Origin of the sequence: Micromonospora sp. CPCC 205561 (assembly GCF_036906775.1) — a bacterium.
In the GTDB taxonomy this organism is placed as follows: Bacteria; Actinomycetota; Actinomycetes; order Mycobacteriales; family Micromonosporaceae; genus Micromonospora.
The window spans coordinates 1-19254 of record NZ_JBAKHV010000082.1; the positions used below are offsets into that span (position 1 = coordinate 1).

At 75.1% G+C, this 19254-nt stretch carries 16 protein-coding genes and 1 pseudogene; 10 read left to right on the forward strand and 7 right to left on the reverse strand.

The window, feature by feature from the left end; genetic code table 11:
- From V6V16_RS26265 to V6V16_RS26280, 4 genes and pseudogenes are all read left to right on the forward strand, one after another.
- Nucleotides 1–505 (forward strand): annotated as a pseudogene (locus tag V6V16_RS26265) (ATPase); the annotation flags it as partial.
- Nucleotides 502–909, forward strand: a complete 408-nt coding sequence (locus V6V16_RS26270) for a roadblock/LC7 domain-containing protein (RefSeq protein WP_067359650.1) — start codon at nucleotides 502–504, stop codon at nucleotides 907–909. The pseudogene V6V16_RS26265 and the gene V6V16_RS26270, both read left to right, overlap by 4 nt.
- A gap of 92 nt (nucleotides 910–1001) precedes the next feature.
- Nucleotides 1002–1367: a DUF742 domain-containing protein gene (locus V6V16_RS26275; RefSeq protein WP_334566315.1), complete on the forward strand. Its 366-nt coding sequence runs from the start codon at nucleotides 1002–1004 to the stop codon at nucleotides 1365–1367.
- Nucleotides 1348–1971, forward strand: coding sequence for a GTP-binding protein (locus V6V16_RS26280; protein ID WP_088998389.1), 624 nt, complete (start codon nucleotides 1348–1350; stop codon nucleotides 1969–1971). Before V6V16_RS26275 ends, V6V16_RS26280 begins: the two co-directional genes overlap by 20 nt.
- Before the next feature lie 28 nt (nucleotides 1972–1999).
- Here the strand turns inward: V6V16_RS26280 and V6V16_RS26285 are convergent, their stop codons facing one another.
- The 5 genes from V6V16_RS26285 to V6V16_RS26305 are packed head-to-tail and all read right to left on the reverse strand — an operon-like array spanning nucleotide 2000 to nucleotide 9576.
- Complete coding sequence (locus V6V16_RS26285) at nucleotides 2000–3088, reverse strand: uroporphyrinogen-III synthase (protein ID WP_334566318.1); 1089 nt, start codon at nucleotides 3086–3088, stop codon at nucleotides 2000–2002.
- Nucleotides 3089–3454, reverse strand: coding sequence for a nitrite reductase small subunit NirD (nirD, locus tag V6V16_RS26290; RefSeq protein ID WP_334566319.1), 366 nt, complete (start codon nucleotides 3452–3454; stop codon nucleotides 3089–3091).
- A gap of 34 nt (nucleotides 3455–3488) precedes the next feature.
- Entirely contained in the window at nucleotides 3489–6014 is a 2526-nt protein-coding gene (nirB, locus tag V6V16_RS26295) for a nitrite reductase large subunit NirB (RefSeq protein WP_334566322.1), read from the reverse strand.
- Nucleotides 6011–7447: an FAD-dependent oxidoreductase gene (locus V6V16_RS26300; protein WP_334566324.1), complete on the reverse strand. Its 1437-nt coding sequence runs from the start codon at nucleotides 7445–7447 to the stop codon at nucleotides 6011–6013. Before V6V16_RS26300 ends, nirB begins: the two co-directional genes overlap by 4 nt.
- On the reverse strand, nucleotides 7444–9576 hold the full coding sequence (locus V6V16_RS26305) for a molybdopterin oxidoreductase family protein (RefSeq protein WP_334566326.1): 2133 nt from the start codon (nucleotides 9574–9576) through the stop codon (nucleotides 7444–7446). The genes V6V16_RS26300 and V6V16_RS26305 overlap by 4 nt, the downstream gene beginning before the upstream one ends.
- A gap of 146 nt (nucleotides 9577–9722) precedes the next feature.
- Here V6V16_RS26305 and V6V16_RS26310 point away from each other — a divergent pair, with 146 nt between their 5' ends.
- From V6V16_RS26310 to glmM, 5 genes are all read left to right on the forward strand, one after another.
- Complete coding sequence (locus tag V6V16_RS26310; RefSeq protein ID WP_334566328.1) at nucleotides 9723–10418, forward strand: methyltransferase domain-containing protein; 696 nt, start codon at nucleotides 9723–9725, stop codon at nucleotides 10416–10418.
- 228 nt (nucleotides 10419–10646) lie between these two features.
- Complete coding sequence (locus V6V16_RS26315; RefSeq protein WP_442934158.1) at nucleotides 10647–12005, forward strand: MFS transporter; 1359 nt, start codon at nucleotides 10647–10649, stop codon at nucleotides 12003–12005.
- Between the two features lie 190 nt (nucleotides 12006–12195).
- Entirely contained in the window at nucleotides 12196–12639 is a 444-nt protein-coding gene (rplM, locus tag V6V16_RS26320) for a 50S ribosomal protein L13 (RefSeq protein WP_334566329.1), read from the forward strand.
- A gap of 20 nt (nucleotides 12640–12659) precedes the next feature.
- Nucleotides 12660–13133 (forward strand): 30S ribosomal protein S9, encoded by a 474-nt coding sequence (gene rpsI, locus V6V16_RS26325; protein ID WP_334566331.1) that lies wholly within the window; start codon nucleotides 12660–12662, stop codon nucleotides 13131–13133.
- A gap of 110 nt (nucleotides 13134–13243) precedes the next feature.
- Nucleotides 13244–14599, forward strand: coding sequence for a phosphoglucosamine mutase (glmM, locus tag V6V16_RS26330; RefSeq protein ID WP_334566334.1), 1356 nt, complete (start codon nucleotides 13244–13246; stop codon nucleotides 14597–14599).
- Nucleotides 14600–14756: 157 nt separating this feature from the next.
- Here the strand turns inward: glmM and V6V16_RS26335 are convergent, their stop codons facing one another.
- Entirely contained in the window at nucleotides 14757–15950 is a 1194-nt protein-coding gene (locus V6V16_RS26335; protein ID WP_334566337.1) for a pyridoxal phosphate-dependent aminotransferase, read from the reverse strand.
- A gap of 192 nt (nucleotides 15951–16142) precedes the next feature.
- On the opposite strand from V6V16_RS26335, the gene glmS reads away from it, so the two are divergent.
- A complete protein-coding gene (gene glmS / locus V6V16_RS26340; protein ID WP_334566340.1) occupies nucleotides 16143–18056 on the forward strand; it encodes a glutamine--fructose-6-phosphate transaminase (isomerizing) in 1914 nt (637 codons plus the stop codon).
- Between the two features lie 65 nt (nucleotides 18057–18121).
- Here the strand turns inward: glmS and V6V16_RS26345 are convergent.
- Nucleotides 18122–19254 (reverse strand): alpha/beta hydrolase (locus V6V16_RS26345; RefSeq protein ID WP_334566342.1); only part of this gene is annotated, 1133 nt, incomplete at its 5' end.

Sequence of the window (19254 nt, forward strand, 5' to 3'; positions counted from 1 at the left end):
CTGTCCGTGCCCGGGCGCCGTGTCTCCCGGCGGACCGTCGGGGGGGCCGGCGACATCCAGCTCGGCGAGGACCGGCAGCGTCGCCACCCCGCCGCCCGCCCAGCCGGCGTACCCGTCGCCGGCCCCGGCCCGGCCCACCACGCCGGAACCGCCCGCCGCGCCGCCGGTCGCGGCGGCACCCCCGGCGGCACCCCCGGAGGCACCCCCGGCGGCGCCCGCGACCGACGCGGACGCCTGGCGGACCGCGGCGGACGAGGGCTGGACCAGGGCCAGCCAGGCGGCGGCGCCCGCCACCGCCGGCACCACCCGCTCCGGGCTGCCCAAGCGGACGCCGCAGGCGCAGCTCGTGCCCGGCGGCATCGAGCCCCGGGGCGGCCGCGACCGCAGCCGGCGCACCCCCGACGAAGTTCGGGGCCTGTTGTCGGCCTACCACCGCGGCGTCCAGCGCGGCCGGGCGGCCGGTACGGACCAGAACAGCACCTCGACCAAGGAGACGAGTCGATGAACAGGCCAGCGGCCATGCAGGACATGAGTTGGTTGCTCACCAACTTCGCCGACAGCGTGGCGGGGATCGCCCACGTGGTGGCGGTGTCCGCCGACGGGCTGCTGCTCGCCTCCTCGCGGGACCTGCCCGCGGACCGGGCGGACCAGCTCGCCGCGATCACCTCGGGCGTGGTCAGCCTGACCGAGGGCGCCGCCCGGATGTTCAGCGCCGGCGGCGTACTGCAGACGGTCATCGAGATGGACAGCGGCTACCTGTTCCTGATGTCGATCAGCGACGGTTCGTCGATGGCCGTGCTGGCGGCCCGCAGCTGCGACGTCGGTCAGGTGGGTTACGAGATGGCGCTGCTGGTCGAGCGGGTCGGCGCCGCGCTGGTGCCGCTGCCGCGGGACGCGGTGCGGTCCTAGCGGCAGGCGCCGCCGCGCGACGCGCGCGTCGGCAGGGAACGAGGAGATCCGGTGCCCGCCCAGGGGCCGGCCGGGAGAGGAGGTGATCGTCGGTGGACCAACGGCGCGTGGACCCACGTGGTGCGCTGGTACGGCCCTACGCGGTCACCCGCGGCCGGACCGAGGCCCGGATGGACATCGCCCTTGAGGCGGTCCTGACGGCCAGTCCGACCCAGGCCGCCGAGTCCCGCTTCGCGGGGCACGACAAGCACCGCATCGCCACCGTGTGTGAGGGCCGGGCGCAGTCGCTGGCCGAGATCTCCGCGTACACCCGGATGCCGCTGGGCGTCACCCGGGTGCTGGTCGCCGACATGGTGGCCGAGAGCCTGCTGACGCTACACACTGCCGCTCCCGCCGAGGGGTTCGAGGAGCGGATGGAAATCCTTGGAAGGGTGCTAAGTGGACTTCGCAGGCTATGACCCCGCCGGGGCCCGCCGAAACCGGGGAATCATCTCCGCGAAGATCGTGGTCGCGGGCGGTTTCGGCGTGGGCAAGACGACCCTGGTCGGCGCGATCTCGGAGATCACCCCGCTCAGGACCGAGGCGGTGATGACCGCGGCCGGTGTGGGCATCGACGACCCCTCCAAGGTGCCGGGGAAGCAGACCACCACGGTCGCCATGGACTTCGGTCGGATCACCATGGCCGAGGACCTGATCCTGTATCTCTTCGGCACGCCGGGTCAGACCCGGTTCTGGTTCATGTGGGACGAGATCATCAAGGGCGCGGTGGGCGCCGCCGTCCTGGTCGACACCCGCCGGATCACCGACGCCTTCGCGCCGCTGGACTACTTCGAGAACCGCCGGCTGCCCTACGTCGTGGCGTTGAACCGTTTCGACGGCGCGCCGCAGTACGAGCTGGAGGAGGTCCGCGAGGCGCTGGCCATCTCGCCGGACGTGCCGCTGGTACTTACCGACGCGCGGCACCGCGACGCGGTCAAGCAGGTGCTGGTGACGGTCGTCGAGCACGCCATGCTCCGCCTGGAGGCCGAGCACGGCCGGGGCTATCCGGCGCCGGTCGGCTGAGCGGGACGGCTGCCGCCCCCGGGTCGGGTCAGTCGACCCGGAGGCGGTAGCCGCGCTTGACCACGGTCTGCACCACCCGCGGCGAGCGCAGGCCGGCGCGCAGCCGGGCCACCGCCATCTCGACGGCGTGCTCGTCGGCGCCGCGCGGCAGGGTCCGGAGCAGGGCGGTGCGGGACAGCACCCGCCCGGGGGAGCTGGCCAGCGCCCGCAGCACCGCCATCGGCGCCGGTGCGAGCGGGCGCAGCTCGCCGTCGACCACGGCGGCGTGCCCGCGCAGGGTGAGCAGGTGGCCGGCCACCTTCAGGGTGACCGTGCGGCGGGGCAGTTCGTCGACGATGGTCCGGACCAGGGCGCCCAGGCGGGCCCTGGCCGGCGCGCTGACCGGCACCCCGCGCCGCAGCAGCGGTTCGGCGGTGACCGCGCCCACGCAGCTGGCGAGCACGTCGCCCCGGAACGCGGCCAGCACCGCGTCGGAGCGGTCCCCGGCGGCACGCAGCAGCGCCTCGGCCGCCGGGGCGGAGGTGAAGGTCACCGCGTCGACCAGCCGGCCGGCGACCAGGTCGATCAGCCGGTGCAGCGGGGCCGGGTCGGTCGGCGGCGCCCAGCGGTAGACGGGCACCTCGATCACGGTGGCCCCGGCCGCCTCCAGCACCAGCGTGCACTCCGGCTGCCGCTCGCCGTGCAGCTGCATGGCGACCACCTGCCCGGCCACGCCGCGCCGGCACAGGTGCTCGATGACCTCCTCGCAGCTCTCCGAGTCCGGCGACCACTGGTCGTGCAGGCCGGCGGCCCGGATCGCCCCGCGTGCCTTGGGCCCCCGGGCCACCACGTACGCGTCGGCGAGCACGCCGCGCAGCGGCTCGGCCAGCCCCCAGCCCTCGGCCGCCTCCAGCCAGCCGCGCATCCCGATGCCGGTGTTGGCCATCAGCACGTCCGGCGGCCGGTCCAGGCAGGCCCGGGTCGCCTCCCGCAGGTCGGTGTCGTCGGTCAGCGGCACGATCCGCAGGGCCGGGGCGATCACCACCCGGGCCCCCCGCCGCTGGAGCAGCGCGGCGAGTTCGTCCCGCCGGCGGTCGGCGGTCACCCCGATGGTGAAGCCGGCCAGTTCGTCGCGCATTCACTCCTCCTGTCGCAGCCGCACCTCGACCAGACCGTCCCGGCAGCGCGCCTCGTGCCGGGGCACGGCGACCCCGGGCAGGTCCAGGCAGACCCCGGTGCGCAGGTCGTACACCTGCTTGTGCAGCGGCGAGGCGACCGTCGGCACCCCGCCCCGGCTGCCGACGATCCCGCGCGACAACACGTACGCCCCGGCGACGGGGTCGAGGTTGCCGATCGCGAACAGCCCGTCGGCGGTGCGGAAGAGGGCCACCTGCACGCCGTCGACGAGCGCGGCCACGCCCCGCTCGGGGTCCAGCCGGTCGAGTGGGCAGACCCGCGTCCAGGCGTGCGTCGGGGTGGGCGTCGTCGTCATCGTGATGGTCATCGCCGTACCTCCGGCAGTGCGGGTGTCGTGGTGGTCATCGCCGCACCTCCGGCATGCCCAGGGCGACCGGTCGTCGGTCCTCGTCGGCCGGCGTCCGGGCGACCGGGACCGGCTGGCCCCGTTCGAGCGCGAAGGTGATGGACGGGTCGGGCACGTCGGGGGCGTTGACGAAGGAGGCGAAGCGGCGCAGCCGGACCGGGTCCTCCAGCACGTCGCGCCACTCGTCGGAGTAGGAGTCGACGTGCCGGGCCATCGCGGCGTCGAGGTCGGCGCAGAGGCCGAGGGAGTCGTCCACGATGACGGCGCGCAGGTGCTCCAGCCCGCCCTCCATCGCCTCGATCCAGGCCGCGGTGCGTTGCAGCCGGTCGGCGGTGCGGACGTAGTACATCAGGAACCTGTCGACCAGCCGGACCAGCGCCTCCGTGGAGAGGTCGGTGGCGAAGAGGTCGGCGTGCCGGGGCCGGAAGCCGCCGTTGCCGCCGACGTAGAGGTTCCAGCCGGTCTCGGTCGCGATGACGCCGAAGTCCTTGCTGCGCGCCTCGGCGCACTCGCGGGCGCAGCCCGAGACCGCAGACTTGATCTTGTGTGGGCCGCGCAGCCCCCGGTAGCGCAGCTCCAGGGCGATGGCCAGCCCGACCGAGTCCTGCACCCCGTAGCGGCACCAGGTCTCACCCACGCAGGACTTCACCGTACGCAGCGACTTGCCGTACGCGTGGCCGGACTCGAAGCCGGCGTCGACCAGCCGGCGCCAGATCTGCGGCAGCTGCTCGACCCGGGCCCCGAACAGGTCGATCCGCTGCCCGCCCGTGATCTTGGTGTAGAGCCGGAAGTCCCGGGCCACCTCGCCGATCACGATGAGCTTCTCCGGGGTGATCTCGCCACCGGGGATGCGGGGCACCACCGAGTAGCTGCCGTCGCGTTGCAGGTTGGCCAGGAAGTGGTCGTTGGTGTCCTGCAACGACGCCTGCTCCCCGTCCAGCACGTGCCCGGTGCCCAGCGAGGCGAGGATCGAGGCGACCACCGGCTTGCAGATGTCGCAGCCGCGACCCCGGCCGTGCTCGGCGACGAGCTGGGAGAAGGTGCGGATGCCGCGCACCCGGACGATGTCGAAGAGCTCCTGCCGGCTGGCGTCGAAGTGCTCGCAGAGCGCGGTCGACTGGCGCACCCCGGCCGCGTCGAGGAGCTGCTTGAGCATCGGCACGCAGGAGCCGCAGCTGGTGCCCGCCCGGGTGCACGCCTTCAGCGCCGGCACGTCCGCGCAGCCGCCGGCGATCGCCGCGTCGACGTCGGCGCGGGTCACCGCGTTGCAGGAGCAGACCTGCGCGGTGGCCGGGAGCGCGCCGGCGCCCGCGCCCGTCCCGCCGGCGGGGGCGAGCAGCGCCAGCGGGGGAGCGGGCAGCGGGCCGCCGACGCTGGCCCGCAGCGTGGGGTACGCGCTCGCGTCGCCGACCAGCACCCCGCCGAGCAGGGTCTGCGCGTCGTCGGAGAGGACCAGCTTGGCGTAGACCCGGGTGGCCGGGTCGGTGAACGTCACGTCGAGGCAGCCCGGCGTCGTGCCGTGCGCGTCGCCGAACGACGCCACGTCCACGCCGAGCAGCTTGAGCTTGGTGGCGGTCTCCGCGCCGGGGAAGGTGGCCGCCCCGCCGACCAGCCGGTCGGCGACCACCTCGGCCATCGCGTACCCGGGGGCGACCAGGCCGTGGCAGGTGCCGTCGACGGCCGCGCACTCGCCGACCGCCCAGATCCGCTCGTCGGCGCTGCGGCAGGTGTCGTCCACCAGCACACCGCCGCGCGGGCCCAGGGCGAGGCCCGCCGCCCGGGCCAGCTCGTCGCGCGGGCGGATGCCGGCCGCGACCACCACCAGCTCGGCGTCGACCACGGTCCCGTCCGCCAGCTCCAGCCCGGCGACCGTGCCGTCGGGGCCGGGCCGGACGGCGGTGGTGGCCACGCCCAGGTGGGTGGCCACGCCCAGTTCGTCGACGTACCGGCGCAGCATCGCGCCGCCGGCCGTGTCCACCTGCACCGGCATCAGCCGGGGCGCGAACTCCACCACGGCGGTGTCCAGCCCGAGCAGCCGAAGCGCGTTCGCCGCCTCCAGCCCGAGCAGCCCGCCGCCGATCACCGCCCCGGTCCGCCGGCCCCGCGCGTGCTCCCGGATCGCCTCCAGGTCGTCCAGCGTCCGGTAGACGAAGACCCCGGGCAGGGTCGCGCCCTCCACCGGCGGCACGAACGCGTACGAGCCGGTGGCGAGCACCAGGGCGTCGTACGGGTGCTCGCCGGTCGCGGTGCGCACCAGCCGCCGCTCCCGGTCGATCTCCGTGGCCGGCTCGCCGAGGCGCAGCTGCACCCCGTCGTCGGGGGTGTGCAGGTTCAGCTCCCCGGCGCCCACCCCGTCGAAGAACGCCGAGAGCCGCACCCGGTCGTACGCCGGGCGGGTCTCCTCGGCGAGCACGGTGACCCGCCACCGCCCCTCGGGGTCGCGGGCGCGCAGCGCGTCGAGGAAGCGCTGCCCCACCATGCCGTTGCCCAGGACGACCAGCCTGCTGATCCGCTCGCTCATCGCGTCACCTCCACCGAATCCACCTCGGACAACCAGCCGACGATGCCGGCGACCGCGTCCCGGCAGCCGCCGCAGCCCGTGCCGGCCCGGGTCGCGGCGACCACGGCGTCGACCGTCCGGGCCCCGGAGCGCCAGCAGCCCACCAGCGCACCCTTGCTGACGTCGTTGCACTGGCAGACGGTCGCCGCGTCCGGCATCAGCGCCGGGGTCGCGGCGGGCGCCGCCGCGGCGCCGAACGCCCGGCCGAGCAGCAGCGAGCGCCGGTCGGCCGGCACCGGCTGGCCCCGGTCGAAGAGCTGGATGACCGTGCCGACCGCCGGGTTGTCGCCGAGCAGGATCGCGGCGGTCAGCCGCTCGTCGTGGATGCGCAGCCGGGCGTACGTGCCCCGGGCCGGGTCGGCGAAGGTCAGCTCCTCGCCGGTCCCGCCGTCGCCCGGGTCACCCATGGCGGCGAGGTCGATGCCGGCCGCCTTGAGCCGGGTCACCGGCGGCCGGGGCCGGTAGCGGGCCCCCGGGTCCTCACCGGCGAGCAGCTGCGCCACCACCCGGGCCTGCGCCCAGGCCGGGGCGACCAGGCCGGTGAGCGCGCCGTCGTGCTGGGCGCAGTCGCCGATCGCCGAGATCCGCGGGTCGCTGGTGCGCAGCCGGTCGTCGACCAGCACGCCCCGCTCCACGTCCAGCCCGGCGGCCCGGGCGAGGGCGGTGTCGGGGCGTACCCCGCAGGAGAGGACCAGCAGGTCGGCGGCGAGTGACCGGCCGTCGGCCAGGTCGAGGCGGACCCCGTCGGCGTCCGCGACCACCCTGGTGGCCGACACGGCCAGGTGGGTGGTCACCCCCAGGCCGGCGAGCGTGCCGGCCAGCACGGCCGCCGCGGCCGGGTCGAGCTGCCGCTCCATCAGGTACGGCACCGGGTGCACCACGCCGACGTCGAGGCCCCGGGCGGCGAGGCCGCGGGCCGCCTCCAGCCCGAGCAGCCCGCCGCCGAGCACCAGGGCGGCGCGTGCGCCGTCGGCCGCGGCGAGGATCCGGCGGCAGTCGTCCAGGGTGCGGAACGGCACGACCCGCTCCGGCAGCTCGGGCCCGTCCAGCCCCGGCAGCGGGGGCACCACGGCCCGGCTGCCGGTGGCGAGCACCAGCTGGTCGTACGCGAGTCGGTCGCCGTCGTCGGTGTGGACCGTGCCGGCGGCGCGGTCGATGGCGGTGACCGTCACCCCGGTACGCAGGTCGACGCCCTGCCCGGCGGCCTCGGCCAGCTCCACGTCCGGCTCGCGGATCCGTCCGGTCAGCAGGGTGGAGAGCATGATCCGGTTGTACGCCCGGTGCGGCTCCGCGCCGAGCACGGTGACCTTTCGGTCGCCGCCCCGGGCGTGCAGCTCGCCGGCCAGCCGGGAGCCGGCCATCCCGTTGCCGATGATCACGATTCGCTCGGTCACGGTCGCTCCACCCTCTCCAGCCGGACGGCGCAGATCTTGAACTCCGGCATCCCGGAGACCGGGTCGACGGCGTCGTTGGTGACCGAGTTGGCCCGCGCGGCGCCGCCCCAGTGGAACGGCGCGAAGACGGTGTCCGGCCGGATCGCGGTGCTGAGCCGGGCCGGCGCGCGCAGCTCGCCCCGGCGCGAGACCACCCGCACCGGTTCGCCGTCGCCGATGCCGAGCCGGTCGGCCAGGTCGGGGTGCAGCTCGACGAACGCGCCCGGGGCGGCCCGGCGCAGCGCGGCGACCCGGCGGGTCTGGGTGCCGGACTGGTACTGGGCGAGCACCCGGCCGGTGGTGAAGTGCAGCGGGTACTCGGCGCACACCTCCTCGGCCGCCGGCCGGTGCTCCACCGCGTGGAAGCGGGCCCGTCCGTCGGGGGTGGCGAAGCGGTCGCCGAAGAGCCGGGGGGTGTCCGGGCCGTCCTCGGCGGGACAGGGCCAGAACACGCCGTCGCGCTCGTCGATCCGCTCCCAGCTCACCCCGGCGTAGTCGGCGATCCCACCGGCCGAGGCCCGCCGCAGCTCCGCGAAGACCACCCGCGGATCGCCGGCGTCCCCGGCGGGTACCGGACCTCCTCCCGCCCGGAGGCGGGCCGTGAGGTCGGCGAGGATCTCCAGGTCGGTGCGGACGCCGGGCGGCGGCGGGCGCAGGGCGCGGCGGCGCAGCACCCGGCCCTCCAGGTTGGTCATCGTGCCGTCCTCCTCGGCCCACTGGGCGGTGGGGAGCACCACGTCGGCCAGCGCGGCCGTCTCGGAGAGCAGGAGGTCGGCGACCACGAGCAGGTCGAGGTCGCGCAGCCGGCGCTCGATCCGGGCGGCCCGGGGCGCGGAGACCACCGGGTTGGAGCCGAAGACCAGCAGCGCCTTCGGCCCGGCGGGCGTGCCCAGCGAGTCCAGCAGCTGGTACGCGGGCACCCCCGGTCCGGGCAGCTCCTCGGCCGGCACCCCCCAGACCCCGGCGACGTGCGCCCGGGCGGCCGGGTCGTCGATGCTCCGGTAGCCGGGGAGCTGGTCGGCCTTCTGCCCGTGCTCCCGCCCGCCCTGCCCGTTGCCCTGCCCGGTGAGGCAGCCGTAGCCGGAGCCGGGGCGACCGGGCAGCCCGAGGGCGAGCGCCAGGTTGACGAAGCCGGTGACCGTGTCGACCCCCTTGGCGTGCTGCTCGGCGCCGCGCGCGGTCACGATGATCACTCGCTCGGCGGTGCCGAGAGCCCGGGCGGTGGCCTCCAGATCGGCCACCGGTACGCCGGAGAGCGCCTCGGCGCGGGCCGGCCACCAGCCGGCGACGGCGCGGCGGACCGCCTCGAAGCCGGTGGTGCGCCCGGCCACGTAGTCCCGGTCGACCCAGCCCTCGGTGAGCGCGATGTGCAGCAGCGCGTTCGCCACCGCCAGGTCGGTGCCGGGCAGGGGTTGCAGGTGCAGGTCGGCCTGGCGGGCGGTGGCGGTGACCCGGGGGTCGACCACGATCAGCCGGCCGCCGCGCTCGCGCAGCTCGGTCAGGCGGCGGACCAGCGGGGGCATGGTCTCCGCCGGGTTCGCGCCGACCAGCAGCAGCGTGTCGGCCCGGCCCAGGTCGGCCAGCGGGAACGGCAGCCCCCGGTCGACGCCGAAGGCGCGCATCCCGGCGGCCGCCGCCGAGGACATGCAGAACCGTCCGTTGTAGTCGATGTGCCTCGTGCGCAGCGCGACCCGGGCGAACCTCCCCAGCGCGTACGCCTTCTCGTTGGTGAGCCCACCGCCGCCGAAGACGGCCACCGCGTCGCGGCCGTGTGCCCCCTGGACGGCGCGCACGCCGGTGGTGATCCGGTCTAGGGCGGCGGCCCAGCCCGCCGGGCGCAGCTCGCCGTCGACCGGGTCGCGCAGCAGCGGGGTGGTCAGCCGCTCGGGGTGGTCGAGCAGTTCGGCGGCGGTCCAGCCCTTCTGGCAGAGGCCGCCCCGGTTGGTGGGGAACTGCCGGGGGAGCACCGTCACCCGACCGGCCTCCTCGCGCAGCGTCATGCCGCACTGGAGGGCGCAGTACGGGCAGTGCGTCCCGACCTCGCGGGGTGTCCGCCCCGACCCTGTCGCCGCCCGTGCACCGTCCGTCATGTCGGCAAAGCGTGCCGGGGGGCGGTTTCCGCTCCGGGTCCCGCTTGTTTCGGTCCTGTCAAGAGCCGCTCACACCGCACCGGGGCAGCGGGCCGGCTTCCATCATCTACAATATGGGAAATACGTCCTACAATATGGGAGGCGCGATGGGCGTGGCGGAGGTATTCGACGCGGCGGCCGGCGGCTACGACGGGGCCCGCCGGCGCCTGGTGCCCTGCTTCGACGCCTTCTACGGCACCGCCGTAGAGGTGGCCGCGCCGCCGCTGCGGGCGGCGCTCGCCGCGGGGCGTACCCCCCAGGTGCTGGACCTGGGCGCCGGTACCGGGCTGCTGTCGCTGCTGCTCGCGGCGGCGGTGCCGGGGGTCCGGCCGACGTTGGTCGACGCCGCGCCGGCCATGCTCGCGGTCGCCGCCGACCACCTGCGCTCGCGCGGGGTGACGCACCGGACGGTCCGGGCCGACCTGGCCGACCCGCTGCCCGCCGGCCGCTACGACGCGGTGGTCAGCGCGCTGGCCGTGCACCACCTCGACGACGCCGGCAAGCGCGACCTCTACCGGCGGGCGGCGGCCGCGCTGGCGCCCGGCGGCGTCTTCGTCAACGCCGAGCAGGTCGCCGCCCCCACCCCCGAGCTGGACCGGCGCTACCACGAGGTGTGGCTGGCGCAGGCCGCCGCGCTGGGCTCCGACGCCGACGAGATCGCCGCCGCCGAGGGGCGGATGGCGTACGACCGCCCTGCGCCGGTCACCGAGCAGTGCCGCTGGCTGACCGAGGCGGGCCTGGTCGACGTCGACTGCTTCTTCAAGCAGTGGCGGTTCGCCGTCCTCGGCGGCCGGCGCGGGTAGCCGGGTCGGGCGGTACGACTGCCGGTCGCGCCCCTGACTCCCGGATCGGCCGGCTGCGCATCCCGCGGGAGCCCTGACATCTCACCGGCGACGTCGGCGCGCGGTGCGGTCTCCGTATCCGGCCCGACCCCCGACGGGCACCGCGGGGTAATCCCGGATTCCTAACTTCCTCGAAGGTCGTACCGACGAGGAGGAGTCGCCGTGAGCGCACTGGCCCCCAGCACACCCCTGGCCGAGGCCACCCCGGCCGCCGCCGGGCGCCGGCACCGCATCGACGACTGGCGGCCCGAGGACCCGGTGTTCTGGCGGACGACGGGGGAGCCGATCGCCCGCCGCAACCTCTGGGTCTCCATCCTCGTCGAGCACGTGGGCTTCTCCGTGTGGAGCCTCTGGTCGGTCACCGTGCTCTTCCTCGGGCCCGAGTACGGCATCGACCCGGCGGGGAAGTTCCTGCTCACCGCCGTGCCGGCCGCCCTGGGCGGGGCGCTGCGGCTGCCGTACACCCTGGCCGTGGCCCGCTTCGGCGGGCGGACCTGGACGGTCGTCAGCGCGCTGCTGCTGCTCCTCCCGGCCGTGCCGATGACGGTGCTGCTGGAGCCGGGCGTCTCCTACTCCACCCTGATGGTGCTGGCCTGCCTGACCGGCGTCGGCGGGGGGAACTTCGCCTCCTCGATGGCGAACATCAACCTGTTCTATCCGCAGCGGCTCAAGGGCCGGGCGCTCGGGCTCAACGCCGGCGGCGGCAACCTGGGCGTGCCCGCGGTGCAACTGGTCGGGCTGGCGGTGCTGGCGACCGCGGGGGCCGCGTACCCGCGCCTGGTGCCGGCGGTCTACCTGCCGCTGATCGTGCTGGCCGCGTTCGCGGCCGCGCGCGGGCTGGACGACGTCCCCGGGGCGCGCAACGAGCCCGGCGTGCTGCGCGAGGCCGCCCGCGACCCGCACACCTGGGTGGTCTCGCTGCTCTACGTCGGCAGCTTCGGCTCCTTCATCGGCTTCGGCTTCGCCTTCGGCCAGGTGCTCCAGCTCCAGTTCGCCGACCGCTTCCCGACCCCCGTCGACGCCGCCTGGCTGACCTTCCTCGGCCCACTGGTCGGCTCGCTGGTCCGGCCGGTCGGCGGGCACCTCGCCGACCGGCTCGGCGGGGCCCGGGTGACCTTCTGGAACTTCGTCGCGATGGCGGCCGGCGCCACCCTGGTCCTGTACGCCGCCCGGGAGCGGTCGTTCGGGCTCTACCTGCTCGGCTTCCTGTCCCTCTTCGTCGCCTCGGGGGTCGGCAACGGCTCGACGTACAAGATGATCCCGGCGATCTTCCGGGCCCGGGCGACGGCCGCGGTGGACGCCGGCCGGCGGGAGGCGGCGGCGGCCGGGCGCTGGGCGGTGCGGATGAGCGGGGCGCTGATCGGCATCGCCGGGGCGGTCGGCGCCTCGGGCGGGGTGCTGGTGAACGTCGCCTTCCGGCAGTCGTTCCTGACCCGGGGCAGCGCGGACGCGGCGTACGTCGCCTTCATCGCCGCCTACGCGGTCTGTCTCGGGGTGACCTGGTTGGTCTACCTGCGGCCCGGCCGGAGCCGGCTCGCCGGCGTGTGAGCGCCGCCAGGTATCCTCGTGGCCTGGCGGGGGCGGTACCCCGTTTTGACCTGCCGACGGGGCGGCGGGTATCGTTGCCTGCTGTTGTACGACATCCAGAGGCGTGCCGCCTAAGGTACGCTTGGTCGTTCGTGCGCGCCCGGTAACCTCGGCGCGCGACCCCAGACCGACGACGAGACAAGGTATACCTGTGCGTACGTACAGCCCGAAGCCGGGTGAGATCGAGCGTCAGTGGCACGTCATCGACGCCTCTGATGTCGTGCTGGGCCGCCTGGCCACCCACGCCGCCACGCTGCTGCGCGGCAAGCACAAGCCGACTTTCGCGCCGCACGTCGACACGGGCGACTTCGTCGTCATCGTGAACGCGGGCAAGGTCGCGCTGACCGGCAACAAGCGCCACACCAAGGTCGCCTACCGCCACTCCGGCTACCCGGGTGGTCTGAAGCAGGTCGGCTACGACGAGCTGCTGACCAAGCGCCCCGAGCGGGCCATCGAGCTGGCCGTCAAGGGCATGCTCCCGCACAACAAGCTCGGCCGTCAGCTCATCAAGAAGCTGAAGGTCTACGCCGGTGCCGAGCACCCGCACAGCGCGCAGCAGCCGGTGCCGTTCGAGATCAAGCAGATCGCGCAGTGAGCGCGGGCGAAGGAAACAGCATGACCGACATCACCGAGACCGAGGTCGCCCCCGAAGCCACCGAGGCCGCCGAGGCTCCGGCGCCCGTCGCCCGCGCGCCGCGTGGTGAGCGCCCGATCCAGACCGTGGGCCGCCGCAAGGAGGCCATCGTCCGGGTGCGCATCGTCCCGGGCTCCGGCAAGATCACCTGCAACGGCCGGGACCTCGAGGCCTACTTCCCGAGCAAGGTGCACCAGCAGCTCATCAAGGACCCGCTGGTCACCGCCGAGAAGCCGGAGGCGTTCGACGTCATCGCCAACCTGCGTGGCGGCGGCACCACCGGTCAGGCCGGCGCGCTCCGGCTGGCCATCGCCCGGGCCCTCATCGTCAGCGAGCCTGACGACCGCCCGGCGCTGAAGAAGGCCGGCTTCCTCACCCGGGACGCCCGGGTCAAGGAAAGCAAGAAGTACGGCCTCAAGAAGGCCCGTAAGGCTCCCCAGTACTCGAAGCGCTGATCCTCAGCGGCACGTTGTACTTCTGACGGACGGCCGGGTCCGCCTCCCCTGGACGGGAGGTGGCCCGGCCGTTCGCCTTTCCTCGACCGTTTCATCGGAGGTTGGCGGGTATGGGCCGGTTGTTCGGCACGGACGGCGTACGCGGGCGGGCGAACGCGGATCTCACGCCCGAGTTGGCGCTCGCGGTGGCGGTCGCCGCCGCGCACACGCTCGCCGAGTCGGACCGGAGTCATCCGCCGCTGGCCGTGGTCGGGCGGGACACCCGGGCCAGCGGCGAGATGCTGGAGGCCGCCGTGGTCGCCGGGCTCACCAGCGCCGGCGCCAACGTGGTCCGGGTGGGTGTGCTGCCCACTCCCGCCGTGGCGTTCCTCACCGCCGAGGCCAAGGCCGACCTGGGCGTCATGCTCTCCGCCTCGCACAACCCGATGCCCGACAACGGGATCAAGCTCTTCGCGGCGGGCGGGCACAAGCTGCCGGACGAGATCGAGATGCGGATCGAGGCGGCGATCGAGGCGAACGCCACCACCGCCTGGGAGCGGCCGGTCGGCGCCGGGGTGGGCCGGGTGCACGACCTGCTCGACGGTGCCGACCACTACGTGCAGCACCTGGTCGGCACCGTGCCGCACCGCCTCGACGGGATCAAGGTCGTGGTCGACTGCGCCAACGGCGCGGCCGCCGAGGTGGCGCCGGTGGCGTACCGGGAGGCCGGGGCGGAGGTCGTCGCCATCCACGCCGAGCCCGACGGCCTCAACATCAACGACGAGTGCGGCTCCAACCACATCGACGCCCTGCGGGCCGCGGTGGTGGAGCACGGCGCGCACCTCGGCATCGCCCACGACGGCGACGCCGACCGCTGCGTCGCGGTCACCGCCGACGGCGACGAGGTCGACGGCGACCAGGTGATGGCCGTCCTGGCGCTCGCCATGCGGGAGGCCGGCACGCTCACCGACGACACGCTCGTCGCCACCGTGATGAGCAACCTCGGCCTGCGGCTGGCCATGTCCGCGCAGGGCATCCGGCTCATCGAGACCAAGGTCGGCGACCGGTACGTGCTGGAGGAGCTGCGGGCGTCCGGGCTGGCGCTGGGCGGCGAGCAGAGCGGGCACATCGTGATGCCCGCGCACGCGACCACCGGCGACGGCGTCCTCACCGGGCTGCACCTGATGTCCCGGCTGGCGGCCACCGGGAAGTCCCTGGCGGAGCTGGCCGGGGTCGTAACCCGGCTGCCGCAGGTGCTGATCAACGTGCCGGTCGGTGACCGTGCGGCCGGCGCGGCCGCGCCCGCCGTGCGCGCCGAGGTCGAGCGGGCCGAGGCCGAGCTGGGGGAGACCGGCCGGGTGCTGCTGCGCCCGTCCGGCACCGAGCCGCTGGTCCGGGTCATGGTCGAGGCGGCCACCGAGCGCACCGCCCGCGAGACGGCCGAGCGCATCGCCGAGCGGGTCCGCACCGCCAGCCCGACCGCCTGACCTCTCCCGTCGGCCCCGGTCCGCCACCGGCGGGCCCGGGCCGACGCCCGCGTCAGGCGCGGGTACGGAACGGGCCCGGCGTCACCGGCCTGCCGGGTCGGGCCCGCGGCGCGCCGCCGGTGGCCGCCGGCCGGACGGGTTCAGGCGGACGCGTCGGTCACCGCGTGCCCGTCAGCCGGCGCAGCCGCGTGACGGCCTCGGTCAGCACCTCGGGGCGCTTGCAGAAGGCGAAGCGGACGAGCTGCCGGCCCGCCTCCGTGTCGTCGTAGAAGACCTGGGTCGGAACGGCGACCACGCCGCACCGCTCGGGCAGCGAGCGGCAGAACTCGATCCCGTCGCGCCCGCCGAGCGCGGTGACGTCGGCGGTGACGAAGTACGTCCCCTCCGGCGCCAGCACCTCGAAGCCGGCGTCGGCCAGCCCGCCGGCGAGCTGGTCCCGGCGCGCCTGCATGCCGTCGCGGAGGTCGGTGAAGTAGTCGTCGGGCAGGGCCAGGGCCGTCGCGACCGCCGGTTGCAGCGGCGCCGCGTTGACGAAGGTGAGGAACTGCTTCACCCGCAGCACCGCCGAGACCAGCGCCGCGGGGCCGCTCGCCCAGCCGACCTTCCAGCCGGTGCAGGAGAACGTCTTGCCGGCCGAGGAGATCCGCAGCGTCCGCCCGCGCATCCCGGGCAGGGTGGCGAGCGGGACGTGCGGGGTGGCCGCGTCGGTGAAGACGAGGTGCTCGTACACCTCGTCGGTCACCGCGTACGCGTCGTGCTCCTGGCACAGCTCGGCGACGAGGGCCAGCTCGTCGGGGGTGAACACCTTGCCGGTCGGGTTGTGCGGGGAGTTGAGCAGCACGAGGCGGGTGCGCGGGCCGAACGCGGCGCGCAGGGCGGCGGGGTCGAAGGCGTACCGGCCGTCGTCGCCGGGGCGCAACGTCACCGGCCGTCGGACCGCGCCGGCCAACGCGACCGAGGCGGCGTACGAGTCGTAGTACGGCTCGAAGCAGACCACCTCGTCGCCCGGCTCACAGAGCCCGAGGATGGCCGCGGCGACCGCCTCGGTGGCGCCCGCCGTCACCACGATCTCGCCGTCCGGGTCGTACTCCAGGCCCCAGAAGCGGCGCTGGTGCGCGGCCACCGCCGCACGCAGTGCCGGGACGCCCGGGCCCGGCGGGTACTGGTTCTGCCCGGTGCGCAGCGCCTGGGCCGCGGCGGCCAGCATCTCCGGCGGCCCGTCGGTGTCCGGGAAGCCCTGGCCGAGGTTGACCGCGCCGGTGCGGGCGGCGAGGGCGGACATCTCGGCGAAGATGGTCGTCCCGAACGGGCGCATCCGGGCCACCAGCGGATCCACATCGGCGGTCGTCACGCCCGTCAGCCTACGGACTTCGGGCGTGCCTTCAATCCCCCGCGGGCGGCGGAGCGTCCCGCCGGTGCTCGCCCCGGCGCGCGGAGGTTCGTCACGGAGGGTGCCGATCCCACCCCGTTCGCTCAAATTGTGTGATCGTTTACCCGGCTTTCGCGCACGCGTGGTGAGCGGAACTGGGTTAGGCTGCGGGACATGTGTGGAATCGTGGGTTACGCCGGCGCCCGCCCGGCGCTCGGTATCGTGCTCGACGGACTGCGGCGGCTGGAGTACCGCGGCTACGACTCGGCCGGCGTGGCCATCGCCTGCGACGGCGAGCTGCTGACCGAGAAGAAGGCCGGCAAGCTGGCCAACCTGGAGAAGGTGCTCTCCGAGCGGGCGGCCGAGGATCCCACGTCCTGCGCGGCGAGCCCGATCGGCATCGGCGACGGCACCACCGGCATCGGGCACACCCGCTGGGCCACCCACGGCGGCCCCACCGACCGCAACGCACACCCGCACCTCGCCCCCGACGGCCGGGTGGCCGTGATCCACAACGGCATCATCGAGAACTTCGCCAAGCTCCGCGCCGAACTGGAGGCCGAGGGCATCCAGTTCGCCAGCGACACCGACACCGAGTGCGCGGCGCACCTGCTCTCCGCCGCGCTGGCCGACCTGCGCGCCGCCGGCCACCCCGACGGGCCGCAGCTGCTCGCCGCCGGCATGCGGGTGGTCTGCCAGCGGCTGGAGGGCGCGTTCACGCTGCTCGCCGTCGACGCCGCGGTGCCCGGCGCGGTGGTCGGCGCCCGACGCAACTCGCCGCTGGTCGTCGGGCGGGGCGACGGGGAGAACTACCTGGCCAGCGACGTGGCCGCGTTCATCGAGCACACCCGCGAGGCGGTGGAGCTGGGCCAGGACCAGATCGTCCTGATCACCGGCGACACCATCGAGATCACCGACTTCGCCGGCCAGCCGGCCAGCGGCAAGGACTTCCACATCGACTGGGACTCCTCCGCCGCCGAGAAGGGCGGCTACGACTGGTTCATGCTCAAGGAGATCGAGGAGCAGCCGCAGGCCATCGCGGACACCCTGCTCGGCCGGCTCACCGAGACCGGCGAGATCATGCTCGACGAGGTCCGCCTCAGCGACCAGGACCTGCGCGACGTCGACAAGATCTTCATCGTCGCCTGCGGCACCGCGTACCACTCCGGCCTGGTCGCCAAGTACGCCATCGAGCACTGGACCCGGATCCCCTGCGAGGTGGAGCTGGCCAGCGAGTTCCGCTACCGCGACCCCGTCCTCGACCGGTCCACGCTGATCGTGGTGATCTCCCAGTCCGGCGAGACGATGGACACCCTGATGGCGCTGCGGCACGCCAAGGAGCAGAAGGCCCGCGTCCTGGCCATCTGCAACACCAACGGCTCCACGATCCCCCGCGAGTCCGACGCGGTCCTCTACACCCACGGTGGGCCCGAGATCGCCGTCGCGTCCACCAAGGCGTTCCTCACCCAGCTCGTCGCCTGCTACCTGATCGGCCTGCACCTGGCCCAGGTGCGCGGCATCAAGTTCGCCGACGAGGTGGCCGCCGTGGTCGCCCAGCTCCAGGAGATGCCGGGCAAGCTGCGCGAGCTGCTGGAGCGGATCGAGCCCGTCCGGGAGCTGGCCCGCGACCTCAAGGCCGAGCCGACCGTGCTCTTCATCGGGCGGCACGTCGGCTACCCGGTGGCGCTCGAGGGCGCGCTCAAGCTCAAGGAGCTGGCGTACATGCACGCCGAGGGCTTCGCCGCCGGCGAGCTGAAGCACGGCCCGATCGCGCTGATCGACAAGGGCACCCCGGTGATCTGCATCGTGCCCTCCCCGGTCGGCCGGGGCATGCTGCACGACAAGGTGGTCTCCAACATCCAGGAGGTACGGGCGCGCGGCGCCCGGACCATCGTGATCGCGGAGGAGGGCGACGAGGCGGTCGTCCGCTACGCCGACCACCTGATCCGCGTGCCGCGTACGCCGACGCTGCTCGCGCCGCTGGTCACCACCGTGCCGTTGCAGGTGCTCGCGGCGGAGATCGCCGCCGCCCGGGGGCACGACGTCGACCAGCCCCGCAACCTGGCGAAGTCGGTCACCGTCGAGTAGCCGGAGCGCCCGCGACGGGCCCCGGGGCCCGCTCCGGCGGCCGGGGCCCGCGCCGTCCGCCGGGGTCACCGGCCGAGCACCACCCGGGCCATCCCGTCGAGGGTCGGGTTGTCGGCCGCCCAGTAGCCGGTGTGGCCGTGCCGGCCGCTGGGGAAGGTGCGCCCGCCGAAACCGGGGTGCGACGGATCCTGCCCGAACCACAGCTCGCGCCCCGGCGGCCCGGGCGGCCCGCCGCCCGGGCCGAACGGCGGCGGGTCGAGCAGGGCCCGGCGGATCAGCTCGTCGGGCGGCCGGGCCAACCGGATCACGTCGTCCGGCGCCGTGCTCGCCCAGACCTGCCCGGGCGGCAGGCCCAGCTCCCCGGCGTGCGCGACCCCCACTCCGGGTGAGCCGACGAAGACCAGGGCGTCGGCGGCCAGGCCGTGGTCGCGGGCCGCCGTGCCGACCACCAGCGAGCCGTAGCTGTGGCCCAGCACGGTCTGCCGGCCCGCGGGGCCGTCGTGGGTCGCCCGCAGCCCCTCCTGGAACCGGTGCAGGGCCGGACCGGCGTCGCGGGCCTGCCCCGGCCATGCCGCCTCGTGCAGAAAGTCGGGGGCGTCGTAGTCCAGCCAGAGCACCGCCGCCGCCTCCTCCTCGGGGGCGACGGCGGCGCAGCGGGCCAACACCCGGCCCGCCCGGCCCAGCTCGTCGGGGGCGTCGTCGAGGCCGGAGGTCATCCCCGGCACGTAGGTGAGCACCCGCGCCGACCGGTCCGGGTTGCCCAACGACACCACCGCCCGCCCCTCGCCGGTCGTGCCCAGCCCGAGCAGGTAGGCGCGGGGCCGCTCGTCGCCGGCCAGGCGGGCCGCCAGCGCGTCCAGCCCGGCCAGGGCCCGCCCGGCCCGCAGCAGCCCGGCCAGCTCGACCGTCCCGCGGGGCACCCGTCCCAGCAGCCGGCGCCGCTCGGCCAGCAGCTCCTCGCGTCGCGCCCCGAGCAGCAGCCGGTTGGCCTGGTCACGGGCCGCCGCCGGCACCCCGTCGAGGCGCCCGACCCGCCCCGGCTCGTGGACGACCAGCCAACGGCGTTGGGCGGTGCCGAGCCCGGCCCACCACGCCCGCACCGCGACGGGGCCGGCGCCGGGGGCCGGCCGGCCCGGCGGCGGCTCGGTGACCCACGCCGAGCGGGCGTCGGCCGCCAGCGCCCCCAGCCGGCCCGCGG

Bases quoted from the DNA above. Each gene is read 5' to 3' on its own strand.
- nirD (WP_334566319.1), bottom strand. From the start codon at position 3,454: ATGACCATCACGATGACGACGACGCCCACCCCGACGCACGCCTGGACG.
- glmS (WP_334566340.1), top strand. From the start codon at position 16,143: ATGTGTGGAATCGTGGGTTACGCCGGCGCCCGCCCGGCGCTCGGTATC.
- rpsI (WP_334566331.1), top strand. From the start codon at position 12,660: ATGACCGACATCACCGAGACCGAGGTCGCCCCCGAAGCCACCGAGGCC.
- nirB (WP_334566322.1), bottom strand. From the start codon at position 6,014: ATGAGCGAGCGGATCAGCAGGCTGGTCGTCCTGGGCAACGGCATGGTG.
- V6V16_RS26285 (WP_334566318.1), bottom strand. From the start codon at position 3,088: ATGCGCGACGAACTGGCCGGCTTCACCATCGGGGTGACCGCCGACCGC.
- V6V16_RS26270 (WP_067359650.1), top strand. From the start codon at position 502: ATGAACAGGCCAGCGGCCATGCAGGACATGAGTTGGTTGCTCACCAAC.
- glmM (WP_334566334.1), top strand. From the start codon at position 13,244: ATGGGCCGGTTGTTCGGCACGGACGGCGTACGCGGGCGGGCGAACGCG.
- V6V16_RS26305 (WP_334566326.1), bottom strand. From the start codon at position 9,576: ATGACGGACGGTGCACGGGCGGCGACAGGGTCGGGGCGGACACCCCGC.
- V6V16_RS26310 (WP_334566328.1), top strand. From the start codon at position 9,723: ATGGGCGTGGCGGAGGTATTCGACGCGGCGGCCGGCGGCTACGACGGG.